Below are 708 nucleotides of genomic sequence, written 5' to 3' on the forward strand. Positions count from 1 at the left end.
CTTTTTGGAAAAAGCTTCACCAAAAACTTTTATGATTTCAGGATATTATTGCGCCTGACTTTTAAAAAACAGGGTAACGCCGGAAATGTTCCCGTTTTCTCTTGATCGGGTGTTTTAAAACAGTCCTTTACCGAGATCCTTCCGATACAGGCCGTCCGGGACAGGTGCAAAACACGGCACGGTTTGATGACGGGGTACGCATGATGGCAATGGCGGGGAATCTGGGGCACCGCCCCCATGTATGGCGTCTTTTCCATGATGTCGGTCAAACATCCATATGCTGTTCGCACCGCGCAGTCATGCGCGGCGATGGCATGGAACTGTGGGGTGGTCATCCCCATAATATCATGACAGCAGGCCGTACTGGCCCGTCATGAACCATGGGGGATAGAGACATGAGCAAAACCGTAGAAACGCAGGGCCCCGACGCACAGGGCAAGTTTTCCATCACCGTAAGCGTGGGCGGCCTGACGACGACGCTTGGCGGCTTTTCGTCCAAGATGGAAGGCGATGACTATGCCGTGTCTTTCCTGCGCCGCGTCAAGGAACTGGCGAAGGAAGACGGACGCACCGTCGCCTGATTGCCCTGTCGATCAGGCAGAAGGGGCCGGGTCCGAAAGGGTTCGGCCCTTTCTTTTGGGACATGGTTTGAAAATTCAGGATTAATAATATCCTGAAATCATAAAGGTTTTTGGTGAAGCTTTTTCC

At 52.3% G+C, this 708-nt stretch carries 1 protein-coding gene; it reads left to right on the forward strand.

Translation table 11 applies throughout. The features are described from left to right. The first annotated feature begins 395 nt into the window (after window positions 1-395). Window positions 396-581, forward strand: a complete 186-nt coding sequence (locus B7G66_RS16725) for a dsRNA-binding motif domain-containing protein (protein ID WP_003621646.1) — start codon at window positions 396-398, stop codon at window positions 579-581. Window positions 582-708: the final 127 nt, after the last annotated feature.

This window comes from Novacetimonas hansenii JCM 7643 (assembly GCF_000964405.1).
GTDB lineage: Bacteria > Pseudomonadota > Alphaproteobacteria > Acetobacterales > Acetobacteraceae > Novacetimonas > Novacetimonas hansenii.